The following is a 22,168-nucleotide window of genomic DNA, read 5'->3' on the forward strand; positions in this document are numbered from 1 at the left end:
CATTATGCAACACTCAAATTTAATTTCTTCTCCAAAACGTTGGTCTATTACGCCGAAAGGCAAAAATCCTGCTCATATTGGTGCTTCTGTGCTACACCCCGATGGTTCGGTTGGCCAGGTTGTGGGAGGGCAATCTACAGTCACCTTTGGTGGCAAAGCGGCGGCTTGTATTGGTGATAAGGTAGAATGCCCAGGGCATAGTGGCGTGATTATCGCCGGTGCAAAAACCGTCTCTATTGGCGGTAAGGCATTAGCCCGAGAGGGAGATAAAACCAGCTGTGGCGGGGTGATTATCAATGCCTTTCCAACCATAACCGTTTATGATACAAGCAAAATTGTTCATGGGAAGACTACAGAAGAGGGGAACGTTGAGCTAAAAATCTCGCTATACCAATCTTCACATGCCGAGCAAGCCGCTTATGCAGGAGTACCTTACCTTGCAAAAGTGGACAATGTTGAAATTGGCCGTGGTATTATTGATGACAAAGGGGATATTTATCTCGAGATAAAGAAACAAACACAAGTGATTGAAATACAGCTATCAAATGGACTTGCCTTTCTATTAAATCGAGAAGATAACCCACATAATGACAAACCGCTTGCTCACAGTACCAGCTACTTTCCCCATTCAACGGAATTTCACGATGATTATCGACATTCTTATCAGACATTGATTGAGGAGGATTGAGATGACCGAATTATCACCTTGTCGCATTACGCTATCAATTGATGCACGACAGGTTAATGCCGCTGACAGTTGGTTTTTGAAAGAGCCTCAAGATGCTCAAGCCATACCTGTGGATGCTACCATTCAGCCTTTAATTAATGGACAAGAAGCATTTGAATGTTTATTTCAACGGATTAATGCAGCAAAACACTCTGTTGAGATTGCGATTTGGGGCTTTCAACCTTCAATGTTTTTTCAACGTGATGGCACATCCCCTTGCATTGGCGATTTACTCATTCAGAAAGCTTTGGATAACGTGAAAGTCAAGGTATTGGTTTGGAGTATGAAGAAATATTTTCAAACCTTTAGCGATGCAAATTTAGGCAATCTGCCTTATTTAGCACCGATACAAAAGAAAGGGGAGCCAGAAGTTACAGAGGCACAAAAGTATTATGATTTTTACTGGTATACGGCGGTGCAAGGGAATGGTATTCAGCGACCAGCGACTATTCCTGATTATTTCCGCCAAGCCTATGATAATTTAGAGCGGTTTTGTCGAGAGAAAAAATATGCCTATTTACAATATAAAAACCGCCTTGTTCGACAAGCCTCTTCTATTAAGTATCTAGATGAAGAACTTTCACCACCGACTAAAATAGCACTTTCTTTTTTTCCAAGTCATCATCAAAAACAAGTATTAATTGATTATGAACACCCTACGCAGGCGGTTGGGTTTGTGCTAGAGCATAATATGGTAGATAACTATTGGGATACTCACACACACCAATTTATGCGAGCAACGGCAACGCCTGACCCAGCCTATGAGTATCCGCCTTTAGACGCGCCCAACTTAGGCAAAAATGTTCAAACGCCGTTACAGGATGTTTCCGCCCTTGTCACAGGGCAAGTGTTGTGGAATCTCAATGAAAATTTTCTGCAATCGTGGAATCGCAATCAAGATAATTTTACGCTGAATTACTATAACAACGCACGGTCTGAACAAAGCCAACAGGTTGATGAAGCGACATTGGCCACATTTACGCGAGAGAAGACACTTGTAGCGAAAGATTTCCCCTGCCGTAGTGAATTAGGGACAAAAGTAAAAGCACAAATTTTACGCACTTACGACACGCCCAAAGTGGAAGATATTAAGCAAATGTATTTGCAGAATATCAAAAAGGCGACCAGTTACATTTACACAGAAAATCAATATTTTCGTTTTCCGCCGTTGGTCGATAGTTTTATAGAAATGTGGCGAAAGCAGAAACAAGATGGGCGAACGCCTCAACATCCTATTCATTGGTTTGTGGTGACTAATTCAACAAAAGCAGGCTTAGGGAGTGGCATGGAAAGCACCCAGCGAATGTTCCAACATTTAGGACGCGGTGAGCAACTGCCTAAAATGATGAAAGTGTTTGGTGAGGTGAGTGAAAAAGACATCAAGCAAGCTTATCAAAAAGAGCTGGCACGCCAGCGATGCTTGGATACTACCAAACAGTGCCTATTGGGGAAGAATTATACCAATTCGCAGCAGTATAAAGCGGATGAAATCCGTTTTTTCCGCCTGCATCAGCAACAACAAGCGCAACAAGCACAGGATGATGCAATGACTGCTGAGCAAGCTTATGAACAATTCGCTGCAGAAATTGGGATTAAAACCCATATTTGCACCCTAGTGGCGATGAATTCCAATCCTAAACAATGGCAGGAGGTTTATGTTCACTCAAAAGTCACCTTGATTAATGATGTCTTTTTATGCATTAGTTCCGCGAACCTGAATACCCGCAGTATGCAGGTGGATACGGAATTAGGCATTATCACCGAATGTCGTGCGGTGGCAACCCACTTACGCACGGCATTATGGGCAATGCACACGGGGGGCGAGCCTGAGGCAAATCCAGCGGATTTAGTGCATTATCGTGATGCGGCGAAAGTGTATGAAAAATGGGACTATATGTTGAATAAAAATCAAAAGTTAGAAAAGGAACAACAACCACCCAAATTCCCTTTACGCCGCTTTTTAAACACACAATTTAGTTTATGGAGTTTGGATTAATGAAACGCAATATTACACGTGGGCTTATCCCGATTATTTGTTTTTTACTCAGTGCCTGTGCTAAAGGAGGAAGTATGTTTTCACAAGCTGAACTACAACAACGTCTTGATGTGGACTGCATTCATGAGGTTTTACCGCCCATTCCATCTGACACCGAAACCCTGTACCAATACGCACGTTATCATGATTTACACCGCTTATGGAAAGGAAAAATCGGTGGTTGGAATGATTTAGCAAAATACTACCGCATTGCTGCTGCAAACGGGAACTACAAAGCCAATAAACGTTTGCAATACTTGCTCTATTCCAACCGAATTATCGCAGAAAATAATAAAAAAGAGGTCATTACCCTCAATGAACAGTTAGAAAAACTGGCACCAGCTTCCGCCTATTATGGCTACTTTGTTTATTTAAGCAAAGGCTATGGTGTGAAAGTATTCTCATCTGGAGAGTATAGCTATTTACGCAAAGCGGTAGATTTAGGCAACAAAGAGGCACAATATGCGATGGCTGAAATTTTAGGTCAAATCAAAGATGATAAAAGCTTTCAGTTGCGCAGCCAGCTCTGGAGAAAACTTTATCAATGTGCATCAGATCAAGGAATGGGCAAGGCTTCCTTAGAGCTTGGAGGAAGTCGTCAGATTGATGGACTTTATGACAAAGCACTTAATGCTTATCAGCAGGGAGTGAGGAATGGTAATGCCCTATCAGCCTTAACATTATATTATGGGTTTAGGGATGGAGCGACTAACAAGGACAAATATGATTATTTACCCATCTCTCACGATCCAGAACGAGCAAAACGCTATGAAATGATTAAAACTTACCTTTATGATTATAGTTATTTACAACCCACAGTCCCCGACCTTGATGAAATCGTTCCCTTACCGCCAGCCAAGCTTCCGCCTTGGGACGGTAAAATCACTTTTCAACGTTGGTTTGAAGGCCCTTCACCGCAAAAACCAAGTGATGAGTTAATGCAAAAACTGGCTGAAAAAGTAGGGCTAGATTGGCAAACTGGATTGCCGTTGAAAAAATAAGGGAAAAGGCAATGCCCGTTGAATGTATTGATGTTAGTGACAAGGAATCTCATTATGCAAGACTCAAAATCAACTTTTTCCCCACAACGTTGGTCTATTACGCCGAAAGGCAAAAATCCTGCTCATATTGGTGCTTCTGTGCTACACCCCGATGGTTCGGTTGGCCAGGTTGTGGGAGGGCAATCTACAGTCACCTTTGGTGGCAAAGCGGCGGCTTGTATTGGTGATAAGGTAGAATGCCCAGGGCATAGTGGCGTGATTATCGCCGGTGCAAAAACCGTCTCTATTGGCGGTAAGGCATTAGCCCGAGAGGGAGATAAAACCAGCTGTGGCGGGGTGATTGTCAATGCCTTTCCAACGATTACCGTTTATGACAGCACAAAAACCGTGCATGGCAAAAGTGCAGAGGGAAAACAGGAACTTAAATTATCTCTCTTTCAATCAGCCTTTTCTGAGCAAAAGAAATATGTAGGAATGCCGTATAAGCTTTACATTGATGGGAGTGAAGTTGGTGAGGGCGTTTCTAATGAAGAAGGGGATTTTTACCTTGAAGTTCCAGAAAACATCAACGAATTTGAGCTTGTGCTTAAAAATGGCGATCGCTATATCATCGCGACGGAAAGCTAATCTTCTGTAACATTAAGGAGGAAACGTGATGGACGAGGAAAAACAACCGATTCGCATACAACTTGCGAAACATCAAAATGAAGTGATTTTAACAGAGCGTTGGTTTTTAGATAATGCGGAGACTTACCAAAATGGGGATAAAAGTCGACCGGTGGATGCGACATTTAAAGCCTTAGTGAATGGTGAAACGGCATTTGCTGAAGTGTATGAAGCAATTAACAATGCCAAGCGTTCTGTTGATATAGCAATTTGGGGCTTTCAGCCCTCTATGTGTTTTAAGCGAGGTAGCGATGACAAAACTTACCGCATTGGGGATTTGCTCATAATCAAAGCGTATGAAAATGTTCAAATTCGTTTACTGGTTTGGAGTATGTGGTTTCATGCACAAACTTTTTTGGCTGAGAATGCCAATTTAGGAGGAAAACCGGGTGCGTTCCATAAGCGTGTAGCTGATGTGGGGAAAGAGCAAGAAGAATATGATAGATATTGGTATATGGCTATTGAAGGGCGCTTGCATACTGATCTTGATAATATTAGCCAAAATTATTCACATTTAGTTACTTTTTCCCGCACAGTGGCAAGAAAGAAAATCCAATATAAAAATCGCCGTATCGCTTTATTTAATGACACCTTTGATAACCGTAAGTATTTTGATAAAAATTTGCCTTGGCAAGCCGAAAGCCTGCTTTTCACCGCTTCTTCTCATCATCAAAAAGCCGTGTTAATTGATTATGAATTACCAGAATGCGCAGTCGGCTTTGTGATGGAACATAATATGATTGATAACTATTGGGATACGAACGAACATCATTATGGCGATATCAAACTTCCTCACCTAGGAAAAAATGTCAATACACCGTTACAAGATGTGTCGAGTGTTGTGACGGGTGAAGTGTTATGGGATATCAACTATAACTTCTGCCAATCTTGGGATCGTAATGGATTATTTGAAAATCGAGGGAATTATGAGGCGACAGAGAATCTCACCCAACAACGACAACATCTAACCCGTGAAATGTTTATCCCTAATGAAAAATTTGGCCATCAGGTTAAAGCCCAAATTTTACGCACTTATGATGAACCACGAGTCACCGATATTCAAAAAATTTATCTGCAAAATATCAAAAAAACGGTGAGTTATATTTACACGGAAAATCAATATTTTCGTTATCCTCCATTAGTTGAAACATTCCTTGCCCATTGGGAAAAAATGCGCCAAGCAGGGCGAACCAGCCCAATTTATTGGTTTGCGGTAACCAACTCTTCAGATGATGGGCTTGGTAAAGGCACTTACACCACCAATCAAATGTTGAAATTATTAGGTAGACAAGATGTGATGCCTAATGTGGTGAGGCAGTTAAAGATTGAAGAAATTCAAGCAGAAATGGATTATTATCACTTCAAATTAGCACAGCCCTCTTTGCTTTCTGATCCGAAGTCAACAATGGAAACCATTGACGAACTAAAAAAACAAAAAGCTGACTTAGAAAAAGAGATAAAAGGCAGTCAAAAGAATGCTGAAAAAGGTATTGAGCAAGAAGATGCAGAGTTGCTCAAAAAACTTCAGGCAAAAATTGACCAAACACCGGGTATCAAAAGTCACATTTGCACCTTAGCCTCAGCCAATAGTTGGAATGAAGTCTATGTGCATTCCAAAGTTACCATTATGGATGATGTTTTTACGATAATCAGCTCAGCTAATTTAAATACTCGCAGTATGGAGAAAGATACCGAGTTAGGTATAGTAATTGAAAATGGGCAAGTTGCTCGCGAGTTACGGCAAACCTTATGGGGTTTGCATGCAAAGAATGATAGTGATGCCAATCCCCCTGATTTACATGATCACCGTGATGCTAAAAAGGTATTTGATAGATGGGGAAAATTAATTAAAAAAAATCAAGAGGCAAGAGAAAAAGGTGAGATGCCTAAACGTCCTTTACGCCAATTTTTTCGAGCAGATCCGAAAGTATCGAGGTTAGACTAATGAAGCACACGTGTTTAAAAATATTTTGGTTTATTGCCATTGCCGTTCCTGTAAGTTTTGTCTTATTGATTAAGTATTTAGAATGTAATCCTATTTTTATGGGCGGGGGGCCGAGTTATCGGCCGGAGCGTTGTACCGCCAAAGAAAGAGCTGAAAGTGAAAAATTGAAAAAGGAGTATAAAATGGATGTTATGCAACAACTTGCTGCCTTAGAATTTAGCTGTGTTCATGAAGAGAGACCACCTATCCCCGAAGAAGCCCAACTGCTTTACAACTATGCCCTTTATCAAGACTTACACAAAATGTGGACAGGGAAAGCCGGCGATTGGAATGAGCTCTTGCCTTATTACCGAATTGCTGCTGCCAATGGGGATTATAAAGCCAATGTAAGGTTGCAATATTTATTAGAAACCAACCGAGCCTTAACCTCAAAGAGCTATGATGAGGTACATAGTTTGAATAAGTTATTAGCGAAATCACTTCCGGCGACGGCATATTATAAGCTTTATGGACATCTAGATATTGGCTTTGGTGTCACCACCAAAGAAAAAGACGGTAAATATGCCTATTTAAGAAAAGCAGCAGATTTGGGTAGTAAAGAGGCGCAGTATGTAGTATCTAAATACATAGGTGCAGTTGATGATCCTGAAACGCTTAAATATAGACTAAAAATAATTGAACAGCTCAGGCAATGTGCTTCAGAACAAGGCTTAGCGGAGGCTTCGGAGTTTTTGGGTATTAGATATCAGGATGAAGGACAATATAATCAAGCACTTCAAGCCTATCATCAAGGGGTAAAAAATGGATCTTCTATGTCAGCTCTTACCTTATCCTATGGTTTTGATGGGAAACGCAAAGATGATGGAACAGATAATGATTTTTTAAATCTCCCTAAAGATCTTGAACGTTCAATCAGGTATAAAATGATATGGGATTATTTATCTGATTATTATTATCTCCAGCCTAAAGCCCCCGATCTTGATGAAATCGTTCCCTTACCGCCAGCCAAGCTCCCACCTTGGGACGGTAAAATCGCATTCCAACGTTGGTTTGAAGGTCCTTCACCACAAAAACCAAGCGATGAGCTAATGCAAAAACTCGCTGAAAAAGCCGGGCTAGATTGGCAAACTGGATTGCCGTTGAAAAAATAAGGGGGAAACTACCGCACTTTTAACTTAGGGCAGAAATAAAAGTGCGGTGGAAATTAAGGAGATTTTATGCCAACAGTAAAATTTACTTCTCTCATCAATCTGTGTTTTTTCATCTCCCTACGCCAATTTTTTCGAGCAGATCCGAAAGTATCGAGGTTAGATTAATGAAGCACGCTTGTTTAAAAATATTTTGGTTTATTGCCATTGTCGTTCCTGTAAGTTTTGTCTTATTAATTAAGTATTTAGAATGTAACCCTATTTTTATGGGCGGGGGGCCGAGTTATCGGCCGGAGCGTTGTACCGCCAAAGAAAGAGCTGAAAGTGAAAAATTGAAAAAGGAGTATAAAATGGATGTTATGCAACAACTTGCTGCCTTAGAGTTTACTTGTGTTCACGAAGAGAAACCACCTATCCCCGAAGAAGCCCAACAGCTTTACAACTATGCCCTTTATCAAGACTTACACAAAATGTGGACAGGGAAAGCAGGGGATTGGAATGAACTCTTGCCATATTACCGAATTGCCGCAGCCAATGGGGATTATAAAGCCAATGTAAGGTTGCAATATTTATTAGAAACCAACCGAGTTTTAACCTCAAATAGCTATGATGAGGTACATAGTCTCAATAAACTGTTAGCCAGCCAATTGCCAGCCACCGCTTACTATAAACTTTACGGACACTTAGATATTGGTTTTCGTGTCACCACTAAAGAAAAAGATGGTAAATATGCTTATTTAAGAAAAGCAGCGGATTTAGGTAGTCGAGAAGCGCAATATGTGGTAGCAGAAATGCTTGAAAATATTGAAGATGAGAATGAATCTAAAGAGGTATTCCAATACAGGTTAAAACTGGCAGAACAATTATTGCAATGTGCTTCGGAACAAGGGGTCGCGGAGGCTTCAGTTTCTTTGGGAATTGGTTATAAAAACCAAGGGCAATATGAACAAGCAGTTCAAGCCTTTCATCAAGGCGTAAAAAATGGCTCTTATATGTCAGCATCGTATTTGTCTGATGGATTTGATGGTAAGCGAAAAAATGATGGTGAAGATATTGATTTTCTAAATCTGCCTGAAGATATAGAGCGTTCAGTAAGATATAAAATGATATGGGATTATTTATTTGATCATGACTATCTCCAACCTAAAGTCCCCGATCTTGATGAAATCGTTCCCTTACCCCCAGCCAAACTTCCACCTTGGGACGGTAAAATCGCATTCCAACGTTGGTTTGAAGGCCCTTCACCGCAAAAACCAAGCGATGAGTTAATGCAAAAACTGGCTGAAAAAGCAGGGCTAGATTGGCAGACTGGATTGCCGTTGAAAAAATAAGGGAAAAATTACCGCACTTTTCATTGAGAGCAGAAAAAGTGCGGTGGAAAATTAAGGCGGATTTATGGTTTTTGTTTAAGCATCACTGTTCTATTTTTATCCTAATGTAGCGAGGTTAGACTAATGAAACACCGTTGTTACACTTGTTTTAAAATCTTATTGGGGCTACTTATTGCCAGCTTAGTAGGGCTTTTTTTTCTCATAAGATACCTTGAATGTAACCCTATTTTTATGGGCGGGGGACCGAGTTATCGACCAGAACGTTGTACCGCCAAAGAAAAAGCACAACAAAAGGAAAATACTATGCAGAAAATGGAACAACTTGCTGCCTTAGAATTTAGCTGTGTTCATGAAGAGAGACCACCTATCCCCGAAGAAGCCCAACTGCTTTACAACTATGCCCTTTATCAAGACTTACACAAAATGTGGACAGGGAAAGCAGGGGATTGGAATGAACTTTTGCCTTATTACCGAATTGCTGCTGCCAATGGGGATTATAAAGCCAATGTAAGGTTGCAATATTTATTAGAAACCAACCGAGCCTTAACCTCAACGAGCTATGATGAGGTGCATAATCTCAATAAACTTCTAGCGAAATCACTTCCGGCGACGGCATATTATAAGCTTTATGGACATCTAGATATTGGCTTTGGTATCACTACTAGAGAAAAAGACGGTAAATATGCCTATTTAAGAAAGGCGGCAGATTTAGGCAGTAGAGAGGCTCAATATGTGGTTGCAGATATGTTAGGGGATATAGATGATCCTGAAACGCTCCCATATAGACAAAAAATTATTGAGGAACTTAGACGTTGTGCTTCGGAGCAAGGTTCAGCAGAGGCTTCGGAGTTTTTGGGTATTAGATATCAGGATAAAGAGCAATATTCGCAAGCACTTCAAGCCTATCATCAAGGGGTAAAAAATGGCTCTTATATGTCAGCATTTATCTTATCCCGTAGCTTTGATGGTAAACGTAAAGATGATGGAACAGATGATAATTTTTTAAATCTTCCAGAGGATTTAGAAAGATCAACTCGCTATAAAATGATTGATAGTTATTTATTTAAATATGATTATCTCCAACCTAAAGTCCCTGATCTTGATGAAATAGTTCCTCTCCCCCCAGTCAAACTTCCACCTTGGGACGGTAAAATCGCTTTCCAACGTTGGTTTGAAGGCCCTTCTCCACAAAAACCAAGCGATGAGCTAATGCAAAAACTCGCTGAAAAACCAGGGCTAGATTGGCAGACAGGTCTTCCGTTGAAAAAATAAGGGAAAAACTACCGCACTTTAAAGTTAGGGCAGAAAGAAAAGTGCGGTGGAAAATTCCGCACTTTTTGAAATAGGGTAAAAAGTGCGGTGATAATGCTTTCCTTTTGTCCAAATTAAAAAATGGTGAAATGCCTAAACATCCCTTACGCCAATTTTTCCGAGCAGATCCGAAAGTATCGAGGTTAGACTAATGAAACACCGTTGTTACACTTGTTTTAAAATCTTATTGGGGCTACTTATTGCCAGCTTAGTAGGGCTTTTTTTTCTCATAAGATACCTTGAATGTAACCCTATTTTTATGGGCGGGGGGCCGAGTTATCGGCCGGAGCGTTGTACCGCCAAAGAAAGAGCTGAAAGTGAAAAATTGAAAAAGGAGTATAAAATGGATGTTATGCAACAACTTGCCGCTTTAGAGTTTAGCTGTGTTCACGAAGAGAGACCACCAATCCCCGAAGAAACCCAACAGCTTTACAACTATGCTCTTTATCAAGATTTACACAAAATGTGGACAGGGAAAGCAGGGGATTGGAATGAACTCTTGCCATATTACCGAGTTGCCGCAGCTAATGGGGATTATAAAGCCAATGTAAGGTTGCAATATTTATTAGAAACCAACCGAGCCTTAACCTCAACGAGCTATGATGAGGTGCATAATCTCAATAAACTTCTAGCTAAATCACTTCCGGCGACGGCATATTATAAGCTTTATGGACATCTAGATATTGGCTTTGGTGTCACCACCAAAGAAAAAGACGGTAAATATGCCTATTTAAGAAAAGCAGCAGATTTGGGTAGTAAAGAGGCGCAGTATGTAGTATCTAAATACATAGGTGCAGTTGATGATCCTGAAACGCTTAAATATAGACTAAAAATAATTGAACAGCTCAGGCAATGTGCTTCAGAACAAGGCTTAGCGGAGGCTTCGGAGTTTTTAGGAATCAGTTATCAGGATGAAAGACAATATAAGCAAGCAATTCAAGCCTTTCATCAAGGGGTAAAAAACGGCTCTTCTTCTTCTGCAGGATGGTTATCTAGTGCTTTTGATGATAAAAGGAAAGATGACGGAAGTGATATGTATTTTTTAAATCTTTCTACAGATTTAGAACGCTCATTAAGATACGAGATGATAAGACACTATTTATCAACGAAAGACTATCTCCAACCTAAAGTCCCTGACCTTGATGAAATAGTTCCCTTACCCCCAGCCAAACTCCCACCTTGGGACGGTAAAATCGCATTCCAACGTTGGTTTGAAGGCCCTTCACCGCAAAAACCAAGTGATGAGTTAATGCAAAAACTGGCTGAAAAAGCCGGGCTAGATTGGCAAACTGGTCTTCCGTTGAAAAAATAAGGGGGAAACTACCGCACTTTTTATTGAGAGCAGAAAAAAGTGCGGTGGAAATTAAGGTGGATTTATGGTTTTTGTTTAAATATCACTGTTCTATTTTTATCCTAATGTAGCGAGGTTAGACTAATGAAGCACGCGTGTTTAAAAATATTTTGGTTTATTGCCATTGCCGTTCCCGTAAGTTTTGTCTTATTGATTAAGTATTTAGAATGTAACCCTATTTTTATGGGCGGAGGGCCGAGTTATCGACCAGAACGTTGTACCGCCAAAGAAAGAGCTGAAAGTGAAAAATTGAAAAAGGAGTATAAAATGGATGTTATGCAACAACTTGCTGCCTTAGAATTTAGCTGTGTTCATGAAGAGAGACCACCTATCCCCGAAGAAGCCCAACTGCTTTACAACTATGCCCTTTATCAAGATTTACACAAAATGTGGACAGGGAAAGCAGGGGATTGGAATGAACTTTTGCCTTATTACCGAATTGCCGCAGCTAATGGGGATTATAAAGCCAATGTAAGGTTGCAATATTTATTAGAAACCAACCGAGCCTTAACCTCAACGAGCTATGATGAGGTGCATAATCTCAATAAACTTCTAGCGAAATCACTTCCGGCGACGGCATATTATAAGCTTTATGGACATCTAGATATTGGCTTTGGTGTCACCACTAAAGAAAAAGACGGCAAATATGCCTATTTAAGAAAAGCAGCGGATTTGGGTAGTCGAGAAGCGCAGTATGTGGTGGCAGATATGTTAGGGGATATAGATGATCCCGAAACGCTCCCATATAGACAAAAAATTATTGAGCAACTTAGACAATGTGCTTCGGACCAAGGCTTAGCAAAGGCCTCCACATTTTTAGGTATCCGTTATAAAAATCAAGGTCAATATGAGCAAGCAATTCAAGCGTTTCATCAAGGCGTAAAAAATGGTTCTTCATCCTCAGCAAATAGATTAGCTTATGGATTTGATGGTAAGCGAAAAAATGATGGTGAAGATATTGATTTTCTAAATCTGCCTGAAGATATAGAGCGTTCAGTAAGATATAAAATGATACAGAATTATTTGTCAACGAAAGACTATCTCCAACCTAAAGTCCCTGACCTTGATGAAATCGTTCCCTTACCCCCAGCCAAACTTCCACCTTGGGACGGTAAAATCGCTTTTCAACGTTGGTTTGAAGGCCCTTCACCACAAAAACCAAGTGATGAGTTAATGCAGAAACTGGCTGAAAAAGCAGGGTTAGATTGGCAAACTGGATTGCCGTTGAAAAAATAAGGGCAAAGACGATGCACGTTGAATGTATTGATGTTAGAGACAAGGAATCTCATTATGCAAGACTCAAAATCAACTTTTTCTCCAAAACATTGGTCGATTACGCCGAAAGGCAAAAATCCTGCTCATATTGGTGCTTCTGTGCTACACCCTGATGGTTCGGTTGGCCAGGTTGTGGGAGGGCAATCTACTGTCACCTTTGGTGGCAAAGCGGCGGCTTGTATTGGTGATAAGGTAGAATGTCCAGGACATAGTGGTGTAATTATCGCTGGAGCAAAAACCGTCTCCATTGGCGGTAAGGCCTTAGCCCGAGAAGGGGATAAAACCAGCTGTGGCGGGGTGATTATCAATGCTTTTCCAACGATTACCGTTTATGACAGCACAAAAACCGTGCATGGCAAAAGTATCGCTGGTGCTAAAGAGATTCGATTAAATTTAATGGAATCGGCACATTCAAAGCAGAGTGCTTATGCTGGAATGCCTTATAAAGTGATGATTGAACAGCAAGAGATTGGGCAAGGTGTTATTGATGAAACCGGCTCGCTTTATTTTGAAGTGAAAGACACAGACAAAGAAGGCGAAATTGAGCTAGGCAATGGGCAACGGTTTCATTTGCAATTAATTGAGGAAATAGACCTTGCTAGTACATTAGATAAACAAGGGTATCCGACAGAGCAAGCTCAAGATAACGAGCTTGCTGATTATCACCAAGTATTAAAGGATAACTAAGATGTCAAAAAACCGCTATCCAACCATTGTTATTTCAAAGGCCACAGGCCAAGGGAAGTTAAACCAAAGTTGGTTTTTACGGCAAGATGCCTGTAACGAGATGGGGGCGGAAAGGCCGGTGATTGTTCAGCCACCACCTGCAACACCGGCGACGTTTCAGCCATTGATTAATGGTCAAACAACTTTTGAAACCCTGTATGATTTTATCGCTAAGGCAAAACATTCTATCGACATTGCAATTTGGGGTTTTCAACCTTCCATGCTTTTTAAGCGAGATGGGGAATCTCCTTGTATTGGTCGATTATTGATACAAAAAGCCGTAGAAGGCAGAGAGGTTAAGGTTTTAGTATGGAGTATGTGGATAGACTTCCAAACCGTAAAAGGCTTGGGAGAGGCCAATTTAGGAAATGCACCGGGGTTAATGCCTTTCCAGCAAAAAGGTAAAGCATATCAGAGCGAGGCTCAGCGCGCTTATGATTATTGGTGGTATCGTGCGGTGGCGGGCAAGATAGGAGAAAAGGATTTAGCCGAGTTAAACCGATTAAATGAAGTTTATTCGGAAACGGTGTTTAGAGGGGCTTTTACAGAACTTTATGGCTTTAGTTTCAGTGATAATCGTGTGAAATTGCAAGTGAAAAAACGCAGTGTGAAAAGTCATTTTAATCATTATCCTGAGGCCAGTGCGTTGCCTGTTATGAACCGGCTCGTATTGTATGTTTCCCCTTCCCATCATCAAAAGACGGTGCTGATTGATTATATTGACCCACCTAATGCAGTGGGATTCGTATTAGAGCATAATATGCTTGATGAGTATTGGGATGAAAGTACTCATTACAGCCGTCCTATCACGCCATATACGCAACGTAACGCCCCGATACCGTTGCAAGATGTTTCTTCTTTAGTAACGGGAAAGGTATTGTGGGATATCAACCATAATTTTTGCCAATCTTGGGATAGAAGTGATAGCCGTAATTTGGTGGGATGGGTTGACCGAGAGGCAAGGGAAGCCTACAACACGCCTTTGGCCGCAGATAGACGAAGAAGTGTGCTAACGCGAGATTCGTTTGCCCCACGTTCTGAGTTGGGTGAATTAATTATGGCGCAAATCTTACGCACTTATGATAATCCGAAAGAAGAGCATATCCGAGCGATGTATTTGGAGAATATCAAAAAGGCGAGCCATTTTATTTATACGGAAAACCAATATTTTCGCTGGACAGAATTGGTGCGAGCGTATCAATCCCATTGGCAACGATTGAAAGACAATGGGCGAGAGGTCAGCCAACCGTTATATTGGTTTGTGGTGACCAATTCCAGTGATGCGGGAATTGGTAGTGGAACCTATAACACCTATCAAATGCTCAAGCTATTGGGGCGAGAGGATGTGCTGCCGGGGGTAAGCACCCAGTTGGATAGTGACAACACGAATGATGGCGATTATACCAAATATGATGATTATCGAAATAAAAGGCAAGAGCTAGAAGAGCAGCTTGAAACCTTAACTGCACAAGAGGAACGCGGGCAAGGTGGAGTGGCGGTTGCCCAGAAAAAAGCGGCAGTTTTAGAGGAGTTATCTGCATTAAGCGAGCAGGAGCAACAGGCGATTCAGGCACAATATGAAGAGATGAAACAACTCAAACGCGAAGTCAGTGATGCAGTGGGGATTCGGACGCATATTTGCACGCTAACCTCAATGGATGCGTGGCAAGAGGTGTATATTCATTCGAAAGTTACGATTATTGATGATGTGTTTACCTTTATTGGCTCAGCCAATCTGAATACCCGCAGTATGCAGGTGGATACGGAGTTGGGGATTATTTCGGAGTGTCAGGCTGTAGCAAGGGCGTTGCGTTATGATTTATGGAGTTTACATACTAATCATAATTCGGAGGTTAATCCTAAAGAAATGAACCGTTTTGAGAGAACGAAGGTAGTGTTTGATAAATGGGAAAAATTGATGGATATAAATAGAAAACAACGTTATAAACAAAGATTACCCCATCAACCTTTATGTGAATTTTTACGTTTAACCACAGAAATTTCGAGGTCAGACTAATGAAACCAATCAAAAAACTTGTATTACTCAGTCTTATTGCCAGCTTGTGTGCGTGTCACACAGTGGCCTCAACCAGTAAGGATAAGCCGATGCAAAAAAACAACAGCATTTTAGATAATCTCTCTTTTGAATGTAAACATGAAGTGCGTCCACCTATTGATAAAGAGGTACATAGCCTCTATAACTATGCCCTTTATCATGATTTACACAATATGTGGCGGGGCAAAAAAGGTGATGAGGTCTGGCAAAATATGGCGACGTATTACCGTATTGCAGCCTATAATGGCGATTATCAGGCGAACTTACGCTTGCAATGGTTATTGGAAACCAAACGTGTGGTGGTAAAGAAACCACAAACAGAAGTGTATCACTTAAATAAAGAGTTAGAAAAAACTTTACCTGCCACCGCGATGTATAAACTTTACTATCATCTTGATAGCAACTATGGGGTAAAAACTACCCCAGGGGGGAAGTTTGCGTATTTACGAAAAGCAGCGGATATGGGGAGTCGGGAGGCTCAGTTCGCCGTAGGCGAAATCCTTGAGAGAATGGATGATAAGGCAACATTCGCTTTCCGTACAGCTTTGGTTGAACAATTTCTAAGTTGTGCATCTCAACAAGGTATGGGAGAGGCGTCTAAATCGTTAGGAATTGGCTTTGAGCTAGATAAAAGGTATCAAGAGGCGATTCAAGTTTACCACCAAGGTGTAAAAGCAGGAAACAAATTATCAGCGCTTACTTTAGCGGACGGGTTTAGGATTACAAACTCTAAACAATTAGATTATTTAGGGGGATATGTGGATCTAGAACGTTCAACACGTTATCAGATGATCTATGACTATTTATCTACGTACTATTTTCTAAAAATCACCGTCCCTGACCTTGATGAAATCGTTCCCTTACCGCCAGCCAAACTCCCACCTTGGGACGGTAAAATCGCATTCCAACGTTGGTTTGAAGGCCCTTCACCGCAAAAACCAAGTGATGAGCTAATGCAAAAACTGGCTGAAAAAGCAGGGCTAGATTGGCAGACTGGATTGCCGTTGAAAAAATAAGGGAAAAACCACCGCACTTTTCATTGAGAGCATAAAAAAGTGCGGTGGAAAATTAAGGAGATTTTATGCCAACAGTAAAATTAACATTATTTGTTACAGGGTTAAGTTGCCTACTTATGGCTTGCTCCCCCAAGGCCAGCTCAACAGCCCCGAAAAAGCCCACCAGCATTTTAGATAACCTCACCTTTGAATGTAAACATGAAGTGCGTCCACCTATTGATAAAGAAGTACATAGCCTCTATGACTATGCCCTTTATCATGATTTACACAATATGTGGCGGGGCAAAAAAGGTGATGAGGTCTGGCAAAATATGGCAGTGTATTACCGCATTGCTGCCTATAATGGCGATTACAAAGCCAATTTACGCTTGCAGTGGTTATTGGAAACCAAACGAGTAGCAGTAAAAAAACCACAAACAGAAGTGTATTATCTCAATAAAGAACTGGAAAAAACCTTGCCGGCTACAGCGATGTATAAACTTTATTACCACCTTGATAGCAACTATGGCGTAAAAACTACACCGGGGGGGAAGTTTGTCTATTTGCGTAAAGCAGCGGATATGGGGAGTAGGGAGGCGCAACTTAATCTAGGACAGACATTAGCATTAATTAAAGATGATGCCACACTAAAATTTCGTCTAGATTTAAGAGAGCAATTACTGAAATGTGCAACAACGCAGGGGCAAGGTGAGGCCGCAAAGTGGTTAGGAATTTATTATGAATCTGATAAAAAATATCAAGAAGCAATTCAAGCCTATCATCAAGGTGTAAAATCGGGCAATCAGCAATCTGCATTTAAACTATACCAAGGATTTGATAAAAGCAAGAAGCATCGCCTAAATGCGGGAATTATCCAAGATCTTGAACGATCAAAACGCTATGAAATGATTGGCGATTATTTATTTGATTATGATTTTCTAAAACCCACCGTTCCCGATCTTGATGAAATTGTGCCTTTACCCCCTGCCAAACTTCCCCCTTGGGACGGCAAAATTGCCTTTCAACGTTGGTTTGAAGGCCCATCACCACAAAAACCCAGTGATGAGCTAATGCAAAAACTGGCTGAAAAAGCAGGGCTTGATTGGCAAACTGGATTGCCGTTGAAAAAATAAGGAAAAAACCACAGCACTTTTCATTGAGGGCAGAAATAAAAGTGCGGTGGAAAATTAAGGCGGATTTATGGTTTTTGTTTAAATATCACTGCTCTATTTTTATCCTAATGTAGCGAGGTCAGACTAATGAAACCAATCAAAAAACTAGTATTACTCAGTCTTATTGCCAGCTTGTGTGCGTGTCACACAGTGGCCTCAACCAGTAAGGATAAGCCGATGCAAAAAACCAACAGTATTTTAGATAATCTCACCTTTGAGTGTAAACATGAAGTGCGTCCATCTATTGATAAAGAAGTACATAGCCTCTATGACTATGCCCTTTATCATGATTTACACAATATGTGGCGGGGCAAGAAAGGTGATGAGGTCTGGCAAAATATGGCAGTGTATTACCGTATTGCTGCTTACAATGGTGATTACCAAGCGAATTTACGCCTACAGTGGCTGCTGGAAACCAAACGTGTGGTGGTGAAAAAACCACAAACAGAAGTGTATCACTTAAATAAAGAACTAGAAAAAACTTTACCTGCCACCGCAATGTATAAACTTTACTATCATCTTGATAGCAACTATGGGGTAAAAACTACCCCAGGGGGGAAGTTTGCTTATCTGCGTAAAGCAGCGGATATGGGGAGTCGGGAGGCTCAGTTTGCAATGGCTGATATTTTAAAGTGGATAAATGATAGGAATACATTGGATTTCAGAATTAATCTAGTTAAGCAATTATTAAATTGTGCTTCACAACAAGGAATGGGAAAGGCGGCAATAAGTTTAGGTACAATATTGGAACTGAGCGAACAATATAGTGAGGCAATTTATATTTACCATCAGGGGGTAATAGCGGGAGATCAGCCATCAGCATTTAAGTTATATAGAGCTTTTGATAAAAGACAAAAACACCCTTTAAATAAAGGTATTGATCAAGATCTAGAACGCGCCACACGCTATAAGATGATCGATGATTATTTATTTAAATACTACTTTTTAAAACCCACCGTCCCCGATCTTGATGAGATCGTTCCCTTACCCCCAGCCAAACTTCCATCTTGGGACGGAAAAATTGCGTTTCAGCGTTGGTTTGAAGGCCCTTCACCGCAAAAACCAAGTGATGAGTTAATGCAAAAACTCGCTGAAAAAGCAGGGCTAGATTGGCAAACTGGATTGCCGATGAAAAAATAAGGGAAAAACCACCGCACTTTTAACTTAGGGCAGAAACAAAAGTGCGGTGGAAAGTAAGGTGGATTTATGGTTTTTGTTTAAGCATCACTGTTCTATTTTTATCCTAATGTAGCGAGGTCAGACTAATGAAACCAATCAAAAAACTAGTATTACTCAGTCTTATTGCCAGCTTGTGTGCGTGTCACACAGTGGCCTCAACCAGTAAGGATAAGCCGATGCAAAAAAACAATAGTATTTTAGATAATCTCACTTTTGAATGTAAACATGAAGTGCGTCCACCTATTGATAAAGAAGTACATAGCCTCTATGACTATGCGCTGTATCATGACCTACACAATATGTGGCGGGGCAAAAAAGGCGATGAGGTCTGGCAAAATATGGCGGCGTATTACCGCATTGCTGCTTACAATGGTGATTATCAAGCGAATTTACGCTTGCAATGGTTATTGGAAACCAAACGTGTGGTGGTGAAGAAACCACAAACAGAAGTGTATCACTTAAATAAAGAGTTAGAAAAAACTTTACCTGCCACAGCGATGTATAAACTTTACTACCACCTTGATAGCAACTATGGGGTAAAAACTACCCCAGGGGGGAAGTTTGTCTATTTGCGTAAAGCAGCGGATATGGGGAGTAGGGAGGCGCAACTTAATCTAGGACAGACATTAGCATTAATTAAAGATGATGCCACACTAAAATTTCGTCTAGATTTAAGAGAGCAATTACTGAAATGTGCAACAACGCAGGGGCAAGGTGAGGCCGCAAAGTGGTTAGGAATTTATTATGAATCTGATAAAAAATATCAAGAAGCAATTCAAGCCTATCATCAAGGTGTAAAATCGGGCAATCAGCAATCTGCATTTAAACTATACCAAGGATTTGATAAAAGCAAGAAGCATCGCCTAAATGCGGGAATTATCCAAGATCTTGAACGATCAAAACGCTATGAAATGATTGGCGATTATTTATTTGATTATGATTTTCTAAAACCCACCGTTCCCGATCTTGATGAAATTGTGCCTTTACCCCCTGCCAAACTTCCCCCTTGGGACGGCAAAATTGCCTTTCAACGTTGGTTTGAAGGCCCATCACCACAAAAACCCAGTGATGAGCTAATGCAAAAACTGGCTGAAAAAGCAGGGCTTGATTGGCAAACTGGATTGCCGTTGAAAAAATAAGGAAAAAACCACCGCACTTTTCATTGAGGGCAGAAATAAAAGTGCGGTGGAAAATTAAGGCGGATTTATGGTTTTTGTTTAAGCATCACTGTTCTATTTTTATCCTAATGTAGCGAGGTTAGATTAATGAAATCAATCAAAAAACTTGTATTATTCAGTCTTATTGCCAGCTTGTGTGCGTGTCACACAGTGGTCTCAACCAGTAAGGATAAGCCGATGCAAAAAACCAACAGCATTTTAGATAATCTCACTTTTGAATGTAAACATGAAGTGCGTCCGCCTATTGATAAAGAAGTACATAGCCTCTATGACTATGCGCTGTATCATGACCTACACAATATGTGGCGGGGCAAGAAAGGTGATGAGGTCTGGCAAAATATGGCAGTGTATTACCGCATTGCTGCCTACAATGGTGATTATCAAGCGAATTTACGCTTACAGTGGCTGCTGGAAACCAAACGTGTGGTGGTGAAGAAACCACAAACAGAAGTGTATCACTTAAATAAAGAACTAGAAAAAACTTTACCTGCCACCGCAATGTATAAACTTTACTACCACCTTGATAGCAACTATGGGGTAAAAACTACTCCAGGGGGGAAGTTTGCTTATCTGCGTAAAGCTGCAGATATGGGAAGCCGAGATGCACAATATGATATAGGACAGCTTTTAGCGTTGCTTAATGATAAAAATACCTTGCGATTTAGGTTAGACCTGAGAGAGAAATTACTAAAATGTGCAGCGATGCAAGGGCAGGCTGAGGCTGCTGAATGGTTGGGAATATCTTATGAGAATGATAAGAAATACCAAGATGCGATTCAGATGTACCATCAAGGGGTAAAAGCAGGAAACCAACAGTCAGCATTTAAGTTATATCAAGCATTTGATAAAAGTCAGAAACACCCTTTAAATGCAGGGATAACTCAAGATCTTGAACGATCGGCTCGTTATGAAATGATCGATGATTACTTATTTACATACTATTTTCTAAAACCCACCGTTCCCGACCTTGATGAAATCGTTCCTTTACCCCCAGCCAAACTTCCACCTTGGGACGGTAAAATCGCTTTTCAACGTTGGTTTGAAGCCCCTTCACCACAAAAACCAAGCGATGAGTTAATGCAAAAACTCGCTGAAAAAGCAGGGTTAGATTGGCAAACTGGATTGCCGTTGAAAAAATAAGGAAACCATTATTTTATCTGCACCTCAAAAGTTGAACTAAGAGGCAATTTATTAAGGTGCAGATTTTTGTTAAAACATTGTGCTAGTTTTTATTCATTCTTAATTGAATTAGGTTTTCTCTAACTTGATTAATATTATCTGGGGTAAAGAATCCTTCGATGTTTTTCCAAATTGAATGGAATCCATACGGCCCTTCAATCATTTCTCGTTTTGCTTCGTTAGGCTCCCAATTTTGATATATGATTCGATACATAGCAGAAATTAGACCTGTACGATCTGCGCCATGATAACAATGCACTAATACCGCACCTTGATTTTGTGCTTGTTCAATTTCCCATAGTACATTAGCGACTTCTTTAGGCGTTATTGCCCAAGAAAGTAATGGTGTATTGATAAGTTTTAAATTGGTATGCTGAAAAGCGTTCCTGTCTTCATTACGATCAAAAAAACGTAAATTGACAATGGTTTTTATATTGTGTTTTTGAATTAAATCATAGTTTTCTGAGATGAGTTGCTCACTACGAAATAATTTATTATCTATGTTATAAAGGTTTGTGTCTTGGTTTTGTAATGTGGCCCAATGCTGTGTATTCTGCGGTATTTCCGTAGGCGTAGTTGTACAGGAAGAAATAAGTAACATTGGAATAATTATATAAAAATTTTTCATAGATATACTTTAGAACCTAATTTAGTTTATTTTTTTACCTTAGTTAAAGGTAGCTTATATAGAAGTTTTAACTTCTACAATATTTATTTAATCTTTGGGCTTTTATTATCTCTCCTGCATATTTTTATTAATCTTTTTATCTCTATTTTGATTATGAGTAATAGATAGCAGATTTCAGTATATAGAATTATACATCCTCCAAAACTAATTGTATAAAGAACATAATAGAGTGCTTCTTCTGTATGACGATGCCTTGTTGATATAA

Annotated in this window: 18 protein-coding genes; 17 read left to right on the forward strand and 1 reads right to left on the reverse strand. The window is 40.3% G+C overall.

The features are described 5' to 3' along the window. Window positions 1-4: 4 nt before the first annotated feature. From L4F93_RS08875 to L4F93_RS08955, 17 genes are all read left to right on the forward strand, one after another. Entirely contained in the window at window positions 5-688 is a 684-nt protein-coding gene (locus L4F93_RS08875) for a PAAR domain-containing protein (protein ID WP_250349950.1), read from the forward strand. A 1-nt stretch (window position 689) separates the two neighbouring features. Next, entirely contained in the window at window positions 690-2,723 is a 2,034-nt protein-coding gene (locus tag L4F93_RS08880; protein WP_250349951.1) for a phospholipase D-like domain-containing protein, read from the forward strand. Beyond that, window positions 2,723-3,763 carry a DUF6396 domain-containing protein gene (locus L4F93_RS08885; RefSeq protein WP_250349952.1) on the forward strand — a complete coding sequence of 347 codons (1,041 nt, stop codon included), beginning with the start codon at window positions 2,723-2,725 and terminating at the stop codon, window positions 3,761-3,763. The genes L4F93_RS08880 and L4F93_RS08885 overlap by 1 nt, the downstream gene beginning before the upstream one ends. A gap of 54 nt (window positions 3,764-3,817) precedes the next feature. Further along, window positions 3,818-4,390, forward strand: coding sequence for a PAAR domain-containing protein (locus L4F93_RS08890; protein ID WP_250349953.1), 573 nt, complete (start codon window positions 3,818-3,820; stop codon window positions 4,388-4,390). Between the two features lie 28 nt (window positions 4,391-4,418). Beyond that, window positions 4,419-6,374: a phospholipase D-like domain-containing protein gene (locus tag L4F93_RS08895; protein ID WP_250349954.1), complete on the forward strand. Its 1,956-nt coding sequence runs from the start codon at window positions 4,419-4,421 to the stop codon at window positions 6,372-6,374. After that, a complete protein-coding gene (locus tag L4F93_RS08900) occupies window positions 6,374-7,525 on the forward strand; it encodes a DUF6396 domain-containing protein (protein ID WP_250349955.1) in 1,152 nt (383 codons plus the stop codon). The genes L4F93_RS08895 and L4F93_RS08900 overlap by 1 nt, the downstream gene beginning before the upstream one ends. A gap of 164 nt (window positions 7,526-7,689) precedes the next feature. Next, window positions 7,690-8,853 carry a DUF6396 domain-containing protein gene (locus L4F93_RS08905; RefSeq protein WP_250349956.1) on the forward strand — a complete coding sequence of 388 codons (1,164 nt, stop codon included), beginning with the start codon at window positions 7,690-7,692 and terminating at the stop codon, window positions 8,851-8,853. 123 nt (window positions 8,854-8,976) lie between these two features. Continuing rightward, window positions 8,977-10,125 (forward strand): SEL1-like repeat protein, encoded by a 1,149-nt coding sequence (locus L4F93_RS08910; RefSeq protein ID WP_250349957.1) that lies wholly within the window; start codon window positions 8,977-8,979, stop codon window positions 10,123-10,125. Between the two features lie 190 nt (window positions 10,126-10,315). Continuing rightward, window positions 10,316-11,476 carry a DUF6396 domain-containing protein gene (locus L4F93_RS08915; RefSeq protein WP_250349958.1) on the forward strand — a complete coding sequence of 387 codons (1,161 nt, stop codon included), beginning with the start codon at window positions 10,316-10,318 and terminating at the stop codon, window positions 11,474-11,476. 123 nt (window positions 11,477-11,599) lie between these two features. Continuing rightward, window positions 11,600-12,751, forward strand: coding sequence for an SEL1-like repeat protein (locus tag L4F93_RS08920; RefSeq protein ID WP_250349959.1), 1,152 nt, complete (start codon window positions 11,600-11,602; stop codon window positions 12,749-12,751). A 54-nt stretch (window positions 12,752-12,805) separates the two neighbouring features. Continuing rightward, window positions 12,806-13,477, forward strand: coding sequence for a PAAR domain-containing protein (locus tag L4F93_RS08925; RefSeq protein WP_250349960.1), 672 nt, complete (start codon window positions 12,806-12,808; stop codon window positions 13,475-13,477). A gap of 1 nt (window position 13,478) precedes the next feature. Continuing rightward, the gene (locus L4F93_RS08930) at window positions 13,479-15,533 is read left to right on the forward strand and encodes a phospholipase D-like domain-containing protein (protein ID WP_250349961.1); all 2,055 of its coding nucleotides are present in this window, start codon (window positions 13,479-13,481) and stop codon (window positions 15,531-15,533) included. Next, window positions 15,533-16,588: a DUF6396 domain-containing protein gene (locus L4F93_RS08935; protein ID WP_250349962.1), complete on the forward strand. Its 1,056-nt coding sequence runs from the start codon at window positions 15,533-15,535 to the stop codon at window positions 16,586-16,588. Before L4F93_RS08930 ends, L4F93_RS08935 begins: the two co-directional genes overlap by 1 nt. A gap of 65 nt (window positions 16,589-16,653) precedes the next feature. Beyond that, window positions 16,654-17,700 carry an SEL1-like repeat protein gene (locus L4F93_RS08940; protein WP_250349963.1) on the forward strand — a complete coding sequence of 349 codons (1,047 nt, stop codon included), beginning with the start codon at window positions 16,654-16,656 and terminating at the stop codon, window positions 17,698-17,700. A gap of 126 nt (window positions 17,701-17,826) precedes the next feature. Further along, entirely contained in the window at window positions 17,827-18,879 is a 1,053-nt protein-coding gene (locus L4F93_RS08945; RefSeq protein WP_250349964.1) for an SEL1-like repeat protein, read from the forward strand. 125 nt (window positions 18,880-19,004) lie between these two features. Continuing rightward, a complete protein-coding gene (locus tag L4F93_RS08950) occupies window positions 19,005-20,057 on the forward strand; it encodes an SEL1-like repeat protein (protein ID WP_250349965.1) in 1,053 nt (350 codons plus the stop codon). 126 nt (window positions 20,058-20,183) lie between these two features. Further along, window positions 20,184-21,236 carry an SEL1-like repeat protein gene (locus L4F93_RS08955; RefSeq protein WP_250349966.1) on the forward strand — a complete coding sequence of 351 codons (1,053 nt, stop codon included), beginning with the start codon at window positions 20,184-20,186 and terminating at the stop codon, window positions 21,234-21,236. Window positions 21,237-21,318: 82 nt separating this feature from the next. Here L4F93_RS08955 and L4F93_RS08960 read toward each other — a convergent pair whose 3' ends face one another. Continuing rightward, window positions 21,319-21,903, reverse strand: coding sequence for a phosphatase domain-containing putative toxin (locus tag L4F93_RS08960; protein ID WP_250349967.1), 585 nt, complete (start codon window positions 21,901-21,903; stop codon window positions 21,319-21,321). Window positions 21,904-22,168 lie beyond the last annotated feature (265 nt).

The organism is Avibacterium sp. 20-132, from assembly GCF_023611925.1.
Taxonomy (GTDB): domain Bacteria; phylum Pseudomonadota; class Gammaproteobacteria; order Enterobacterales; family Pasteurellaceae; genus Avibacterium.

What these genes read in the sequence shown, in the direction of transcription:
- L4F93_RS08960 (WP_250349967.1), bottom strand. Translation starts at nt 21,903, where the DNA reads ATGAAAAATTTTTATATAATTATTCCAATGTTACTTATTTCTTCCTGT.
- L4F93_RS08930 (WP_250349961.1), top strand. Translation starts at nt 13,479, where the DNA reads ATGTCAAAAAACCGCTATCCAACCATTGTTATTTCAAAGGCCACAGGC.
- L4F93_RS08875 (WP_250349950.1), top strand. Translation starts at nt 5, where the DNA reads ATGCAACACTCAAATTTAATTTCTTCTCCAAAACGTTGGTCTATTACG.
- L4F93_RS08905 (WP_250349956.1), top strand. Translation starts at nt 7,690, where the DNA reads ATGAAGCACGCTTGTTTAAAAATATTTTGGTTTATTGCCATTGTCGTT.
- L4F93_RS08925 (WP_250349960.1), top strand. Translation starts at nt 12,806, where the DNA reads ATGCAAGACTCAAAATCAACTTTTTCTCCAAAACATTGGTCGATTACG.
- L4F93_RS08950 (WP_250349965.1), top strand. Translation starts at nt 19,005, where the DNA reads ATGAAACCAATCAAAAAACTAGTATTACTCAGTCTTATTGCCAGCTTG.
- L4F93_RS08955 (WP_250349966.1), top strand. Translation starts at nt 20,184, where the DNA reads ATGAAATCAATCAAAAAACTTGTATTATTCAGTCTTATTGCCAGCTTG.
- L4F93_RS08910 (WP_250349957.1), top strand. Translation starts at nt 8,977, where the DNA reads ATGAAACACCGTTGTTACACTTGTTTTAAAATCTTATTGGGGCTACTT.
- L4F93_RS08935 (WP_250349962.1), top strand. Translation starts at nt 15,533, where the DNA reads ATGAAACCAATCAAAAAACTTGTATTACTCAGTCTTATTGCCAGCTTG.
- L4F93_RS08895 (WP_250349954.1), top strand. Translation starts at nt 4,419, where the DNA reads ATGGACGAGGAAAAACAACCGATTCGCATACAACTTGCGAAACATCAA.
- L4F93_RS08885 (WP_250349952.1), top strand. Translation starts at nt 2,723, where the DNA reads ATGAAACGCAATATTACACGTGGGCTTATCCCGATTATTTGTTTTTTA.
- L4F93_RS08900 (WP_250349955.1), top strand. Translation starts at nt 6,374, where the DNA reads ATGAAGCACACGTGTTTAAAAATATTTTGGTTTATTGCCATTGCCGTT.
- L4F93_RS08880 (WP_250349951.1), top strand. Translation starts at nt 690, where the DNA reads ATGACCGAATTATCACCTTGTCGCATTACGCTATCAATTGATGCACGA.
- L4F93_RS08920 (WP_250349959.1), top strand. Translation starts at nt 11,600, where the DNA reads ATGAAGCACGCGTGTTTAAAAATATTTTGGTTTATTGCCATTGCCGTT.
- L4F93_RS08940 (WP_250349963.1), top strand. Translation starts at nt 16,654, where the DNA reads ATGCCAACAGTAAAATTAACATTATTTGTTACAGGGTTAAGTTGCCTA.
- L4F93_RS08915 (WP_250349958.1), top strand. Translation starts at nt 10,316, where the DNA reads ATGAAACACCGTTGTTACACTTGTTTTAAAATCTTATTGGGGCTACTT.
- L4F93_RS08890 (WP_250349953.1), top strand. Translation starts at nt 3,818, where the DNA reads ATGCAAGACTCAAAATCAACTTTTTCCCCACAACGTTGGTCTATTACG.
- L4F93_RS08945 (WP_250349964.1), top strand. Translation starts at nt 17,827, where the DNA reads ATGAAACCAATCAAAAAACTAGTATTACTCAGTCTTATTGCCAGCTTG.